This window comes from Amycolatopsis sp. SID8362, from assembly GCF_010550475.1.
Taxonomy (GTDB): Bacteria; Actinomycetota; Actinomycetes; order Mycobacteriales; family Pseudonocardiaceae; genus Amycolatopsis; species Amycolatopsis eburnea.
In genome coordinates this window covers 1-5576 of record NZ_JAAGNB010000206.1, presented here as the reverse complement: position 1 = coordinate 5576, position 5576 = coordinate 1, and the positions used below count along the sequence as shown (strand labels likewise).

Annotated in this window: 5 protein-coding genes; 3 read left to right on the top strand and 2 right to left on the bottom strand. The window is 72.2% G+C overall.

Translation table 11 applies throughout. The features are described 5' to 3' along the window. Both G3I65_RS07425 and G3I65_RS07420 read right to left on the bottom strand, forming a co-directional pair. Positions 1–305, bottom strand: a 305-nt coding sequence (locus G3I65_RS07425) for a hypothetical protein (protein WP_160695424.1), incomplete at its 3' end; no start/stop codon positions are given. Positions 306–333: 28 nt separating this feature from the next. After that, positions 334–1824, bottom strand: a complete 1491-nt coding sequence (locus G3I65_RS07420) for an FAD-binding oxidoreductase (RefSeq protein ID WP_166639785.1) — start codon at positions 1822–1824, stop codon at positions 334–336. A 200-nt stretch (positions 1825–2024) separates the two neighbouring features. Here G3I65_RS07420 and G3I65_RS07415 point away from each other — a divergent pair, with 200 nt between their 5' ends. The 3 genes from G3I65_RS07415 to G3I65_RS07405 form a co-directional block, all read left to right on the top strand. After that, positions 2025–2816 carry a hypothetical protein gene (locus G3I65_RS07415; RefSeq protein WP_160695423.1) on the top strand — a complete coding sequence of 264 codons (792 nt, stop codon included), beginning with the start codon at positions 2025–2027 and terminating at the stop codon, positions 2814–2816. Between the two features lie 36 nt (positions 2817–2852). Next, a complete protein-coding gene (locus tag G3I65_RS07410) occupies positions 2853–4280 on the top strand; it encodes a class I SAM-dependent methyltransferase (protein ID WP_160695422.1) in 1428 nt (475 codons plus the stop codon). Next, the coding region (locus G3I65_RS07405; protein WP_160695421.1) for a condensation domain-containing protein at positions 4267–5576 on the top strand (1310 nt) is incomplete at its 3' end. The genes G3I65_RS07410 and G3I65_RS07405, both read left to right, overlap by 14 nt.

The window sequence follows — 5576 nt, the reverse complement described above, 5'->3', positions numbered from 1 at the left end:
CGCCGGGCGCTGCCGCGCACGACGTCGGGCGGGTTCTGGCCGGCCGCGAGGGCCTCCAAGCCGCGCAGGCCCCCGTCGCGCTCGCCGGAGAGCAGCACGGCCCGGTGCGCCCGGCCGGTGTCTTCGGCGGCGACCGACCGCGCGAACGACTCGAACGGCGTGTCCGGGTGCTCGGCGAGGTACCGCGCGAGGCGGTGCGCCTTCGACCGCAGGCCCGCCTTGCTGTCGGCGGAGACGATCAGGGGCACGACGTCGTGACCACTGCCGGTGTGCTCGTGCTCGGTCGTCAGGGTCGGGGTGGCCACTCGATACCTCCGGGGTCGGGCGTCCGGCTCAAGGCAGGCGCACGGAGAACGGGTTCCGGAACACGTCGCCCGGGTCCCAGCGCGCCTTGACCCGCTGCAGCCGCGGGTAGTTGTGCTGGTGGTAGAGCTCGTGCCAGGCCAGCCCGGAGCGGTTCCACCGCTCGTCCTGCACGTCGAAGTCCGGGTTGTTCACGTAGGAGCCGTTCGTGCGCTCGTCCGGCACCGGCACCCCGCCGGTCCCGGCGTAGACGTCCGCGTAGAACTCCCGCAGCCACGCGAGGTGCCCCTCGGGCTGCTCGGAGGCGTCCCAGTGCGTCGAGTAGACGAGCTTGAGGATCGAGTCGCGTTGCGCGATCGCGGTGTCGGCCGGCGCCAGCGCGTTCATCTGGCCGCCGCAGCCGACGAACATCACGCCGGCGCGGTGGTTGCGGTAGTCCTCGCGCAGCAGGTGCCGGTAGATCTTGGCGGCCTGCTCGTCGGTGCAGCGCTTGCGCAGGTCGGCGGCCTTGATCTTGAAGCTGAGCGTGTGGTCGCCGCTGTCGGCGATGCCGCCCCACGACGTCGCGTGCAGCCACGGCAGCTCCTGGCGGCTGCTCAGCGCCGGGGCGACCCCGAGGTCCTGGCGGATCGCGGCCACGTAGTCGTCGAGCAGGGCGGCCGCGTTCGGCAGCGCGCTGTCGATCTGGGTCGACATGGCGACGAACTGCGAAGCGCGCGTCCCGCACCAGAGGCCGCTGTAGAGGTCGTCGTAGGACGAACCGGGCGCGCTGTTGCGCTCGTACCAGTCGCCGTGGTTGCGCAGGAGGCGGGTGAACGCGGCTTCGTCGAGCATGTCCCACACCCAGACGTCCTGCTGCACCAGCAGCCGCGCGGGCGGGGTCGGCAGCAGCGCGGCCGGGGCGCCGGTCGCGCCGGGGATCCGCAGCCAGTAGCGCGTGACGACGCCGAAGTTGCCGCCACCGCCGCCGGTGTGGGCCCACCAGAGGTCGTGGTTCTCGTCGTCGGGGTCGCGGGTCGCGACCACCGCGCGGGCGGTGCCGCCGGCGTCGACCACGACGACCTCGACCGCGTACAGGTGGTCGGAGACGTAGCCGAACTTGCGCGACAGCGGGCCGTACCCGCCGCCCGCGATGTGCCCGCCGAGGCCGACGCTCGGGCAGGAGCCGGCCGGGATCGTCACGCCCCAGCGCTTGTACAGCGTCCGGTAGGCCTGGCCCACGGTCGCGCCGGGCTCGACGACGAAGGCGTCGCGCTCGGCGTCGAAGTCGATGCGGTTGAGCTCGGAGAGGTCGATGACCACCTGGACGTCCGGGGCGCCGACCATCTCCTCCACGCAGTGGCCGCCGCTGCGGACCGCGATCCGCCTGCCCTCGCGGACGGCGGTGCCGACCGCCTCCACCACCTCTTCGGTGGAAGTCGGGACGCGGACGTAATCGGGCTTGCCGACCCAGCGCTGATTCACCCCGCGCACGAGATCGGCGTACCGGGCGTCGTCCGGCAGAACTGTTACCGCACCCATCGATCGCCCTCATTCCCCAGTTAATTCATCGACGCCGAACACTACGGTGACGCCGTCGGCCGCTCCAACCCCTAACCCCCCGGAACCGCTGCTCACCAGCCCCTTGCTTAGGGGCGCGCTAGGGGTTACCGGCCCGATCGGCCGCTGCTAACTTCAGACTGCGGAAATCTTTATTCTGCTAAATACAAGGGCGGGCAATCGTGGCCGAACTCCATTCATGGCACCCGATCGACGAGAACGCGGACGACAAGGAAGTAATCATCACGGTTGATTTCACGGTCACCGGGCGACCGGAAGCGGGGTTCGCCGAGCTCGCGACCCACCTCGAAACGCCCTACGGCGTGTGGGAGAGCCTGCCGCCCGCCGTCGGCGGCGAAACCGGCATGAACGGCGACGACTACCTCGACCGGTGGACCACCGAGCTGCGGGCGAGCGGCGTCGAGGTCAAGGCGGTGTTCGGCTACTGCGCGTCCAGCGTGTTCGCGCTCGCCATCGCCGACCGCGTCGCGACCTGGCAGGACAAGCCGCAGGTCGTGCTGTTCGACCCGACCGCCGCGACCGGGTTCACCGTGCTCTACTACGGCTTCTTCCGCGTCGTGGACGCCCTGGCGGCCGTCCTGACCGAGGACGAGGTCCGCGACGCGCACGCCGCCGGCGAGACCGCGCAGCAGACCCACGACGACCTCGAGACGCTCACGAAGGAGTTCGTGCGCATCTACCGCGAGGTCGGCGGCACCGCCTTCGAGCGCGTCGGCCTGGAAGCCGACCGCGCCGAGGAGCTGGTCTCCTGGTTCAGCAGCTACATGACCTACCTCGTCGCGGCCTCACAGCTGACGGTGCCCGACGACCTGTCCGGGGTGGACGTCATCCGCTCGGCCGAACTGCCCGGCGCGCTGGAGATCGGCGCGCGCGAAGTCCGCTTCGACATCGACCACTCCGGCCTGCTCAGCCAGCCGGAGGTCGCGCAGGCCGTCAGCGGCCTGCTCGCCTGACCGCCCCTTTCTTCCGGAAATCCAGCAGGAGAGCTGATGCCGACGTCACCGACCGGTCTGGGCACCGGCACGGAAAGCCAAGCCGAAGCCGCGCTCGCCGGGCACCCCGGGATCGCGCGGGCCCGCGTGACCCGCGAACCCGGCACCGGGCGGCTCGTCGCCCACGTCGTGCCACGGGACCCGGTCGCCGAGGACGGCGACGACCGCAAGCGCGTCGACGAGTGGCAGCTGATCTACGAATGGGTCTACGGCGAACTCCCCGAGTCCGGTGGGCTCGGGGAGAACTTCGTCGGCTGGCACAGCACCTACACCGGACTGCCGATCGAGCTCGCGCAGATGCGGGAGTGGCGGGACGCGACGGTCGAGCGGATCAAGTCGCTGAAGCCCCGCCGGGTGCTCGAGATCGGCGTCGGCACCGGCCTGCTGATGGCCAAGCTCGCGCCGTCGTGCGAGGAGTACGTGGCCACGGACTTCTCCGCCACCGTCGTCGAGACGCTCACCGGGCAGGTCGCCGAGGACCCCGCGCTGGCCCACGTGAGGCTGCACAACCGCGAGGCCACCGACTTCTCGGGCCTGCCGGACCAGCACTTCGACACCGTCGTGATCAACTCGGTCATCCAGTACTTCCCCGACATCGGCTACCTCGCGGACGTGCTCCGGCAGGCGGCCGCGCTGCTCGCGCCCGGCGGCGCGGTGTTCGTCGGCGACGTGCGCAACCTGCGGCTGCTGCGGGCCTTCCGGACCGCGGTGCTGGCCGAGGAGATCGCGGCCGCGCCCGAGACGGCACGCGAACTCGTCGAGAACAGCGTGCTGGAGGAGAAGGAACTGCTCGTCGACCCCGACTTCTTCCCGGCGCTGGCCGCGACGCTGCCCGGGATCGCGGCGGCGGACGTCCGGCTCAAGCGGGCCCACCACCACAACGAGCTGAGCCGGCACCGCTACGACGCCGTGCTGCGCAAGGAACCCGCGCAGACCGTCGAGCCGGCCCTGACCGCGGCCTGGGACCCGGGCGCGCTCGAGACGCTGCTCAGCGACGTCCGGCCGGCGTCCGCGCGGATCACCGGCGTGCCGAACGGCCGCGTCGCGCGGGAACTGGCCGACCTGGCGAAGCTCGACACCGGCCGGACGCCGGCCGCCGTCACCGCGCCGGACCCCGAAGACCTCCACGAGATCGGCAGGCGGCGCGGCTACCAGGCTGCGGTGACCTGGTCCGCCGAAGGCCCCGGCCTGGTCGACGTCGTGTACACCCGCGACGCCGAGCCGGGCGTCGTGCCCGCCTCGGCCGCCACCCCCGGGCTGCCCTTCACCGCCTACGCGAACGCGCCTTCGCGCGCGGCGAAGACCAGCTCGTTCGTCGCCGAGCTGCGCGCCTACCTCGCCGCGCGGCTGCCCGCCGAGGCGATCCCGCACGCCTTCACCACCGTCGAAGACCTCCCCGAAGGGACCGGACATGCCGACCACTGAGGGCACGCGGATCCCCGCGACCCGCAAGGAAGAAGGCCTCTGGCTGCTGGAGCGGCTGGTCCCCGGCGAGGGCGTGAACAACGTGCCGGGCGTGGCGCTGCGGGTCGCGGGCCGGCTCGACCGGGCCGTGCTGCAGGAAGCCGTCGCGCGGATCGTGCGCCGCTACGACGCGCTGCGGACCGTCTTCCACGCCGACGACACCCGCCTGACCAAGGAGGTGCTGCCCACCATCGCGGTCCGGCTGGAGGGCGAGGACAGCACCGACGTCGACGCGGGCCTGCGCGAGCTGATCACGCGGCCGTTCGCGCTCGACGGCACCCCGCTGCTGCGCGTCGGCCTCTACCACGGCCCGGAGCACGACTCCGTCGGCGTGGCCGTGCACCACCTGATCTTCGACGGCACCTCGATGTCGATCTTCCTGGAAGAGCTGGCCGCCGCCTACGACGCCGTGCTCGCCGGGGACCTCCCCGACGCGAGCGGGCCCGTCCCGCTCTGGCCGGAGTCCGAGCCGAAGCCCGCCAGCCTCGCGTTCTGGCGCGAGCACCTGCGCGACTTCGACGCGAGCGGCCTCGAACTGTGGTGCGGCGGCCAGGAAAGCGCGCAGCCGACCCTGCGCGGCGAGCAGCTCGTCCGCGCGTTCTCGCCCGAGGCGAAGGACGTCGTCACCGCGCTGCAGAAGGACCTCAAGGCACCCGACGTCGTCCTGCTGCTGGCCGCCTACTACCTGCTGCTGCACGCGCACGGCGCCGGGCCCGACCTCGCCGTCGGCTTCCCGGTGAACGTCCGGAGCCAGCAGGCGCAGCGGGCGATCGGCTACCACGTCAACATCGTCCCGCTGCGCGTGCGCATCGACCCGGCCGAGACGTTCCGGGCGTTCAGCCGCCGGGTGCGCGACCTGTTCTTCGAGGCGATCGCGCACGCGGACGTGCCGATGGACGTCCTGCTGCCCGAGGTCGAGCGCGCCGATTCCTCCTGGCGCACCACGATGTTCCGGCACGTGTTCAACTACCTGCCCTTCGGCGGGCGGGCGGCCACGAGCATCGGCGGCGCGCCCGCCGAAGTCGCCGAGATCGACCCGGGGCACAGCAAGTTCGACCTCGAGTTCGTCATCCTGCCCTCGGCGGACGAGAGCCGCGTCAAGGCGGTGTACGGCGCCGAGGTGCTCGGCGGCGACGACGTCGCCCTGCTGCTGGAGCGCTACGACGCCCTGCTCGTCGCCGCGGCGAGCGCGCCCGACCGGCCGCTGGGCGAGCTGGACGCGTGGGGCGCGACCGACCGCCGCGTGCTGGACACCGT